This window comes from Campylobacter sp. IFREMER_LSEM_CL2101, assembly GCF_025771825.1.
Taxonomy (GTDB): Bacteria; Campylobacterota; Campylobacteria; order Campylobacterales; family Campylobacteraceae; genus Campylobacter_D; species Campylobacter_D lari_C.
In genome coordinates this window covers 1-630 of the sequence record NZ_JAKMQZ010000028.1, presented here as the reverse complement: position 1 = coordinate 630, position 630 = coordinate 1, and the positions used below count along the sequence as shown (strand labels likewise).

At 31.6% G+C, this 630-nt stretch carries 1 protein-coding gene; it reads left to right on the top strand.

Translation table 11 applies throughout. From position 1 onward, the window contains the following. Positions 1 to 113: 113 nt before the first annotated feature. A partial coding sequence (locus L8V88_RS07935) for a major outer membrane protein (RefSeq protein WP_263727463.1) occupies positions 114 to 630 on the top strand: 517 nt, incomplete at its 3' end.

Below are 630 nucleotides of genomic sequence, written 5' to 3'. Positions count from 1 at the left end.
TAATACTATATAATCTAATATATTTTATATTGTTTTTATTTACTTTAAGAATTCTTATATAAAACTATGCTATAATTCAAGCCATAGTTTTAATTTTAATAAGGAGAATTCTCATGAAACTAGTTAAACTTAGTTTAGTAGCAGCTTTAGCTGCAGGTGCTTTTTCAGCAGCTAACGCTGTTTCACTTGAAGAAGCTATAAAAGATGTTGATGTATCAGGAATGATGAGATACAGATTCCAATCTGATAGATTAACTCAAGGCGATAGCATTGCAGATAAAGGTTACAACAGCTCAAAAAATAACGAGCATAAATTTAAAGCTCAATTAAACTTCAAAGCAGCTTTAGATGATAACTTCAAAGCTTTCGTTCAATTCCAATACAATGCAACTGATAGAGGTTTTGGTAAAACAAATTACAAAAATGGCGAAATCACTGGTGGTAACACAGGAACAGATACTCATACTTCATTTGCTGTAAATCAAGCTTACTTAGAATACACTAACGAAGCTTATGCTACAAGCGTAACTTTCGGTAAAATGGAAGTTGGTTCTATTTGGACTGATGACTTAGTAGGAACAGGAGCTAAAGTAGTAAATACTTCTATTGAAGGTTTAACTTTTGCAGGTT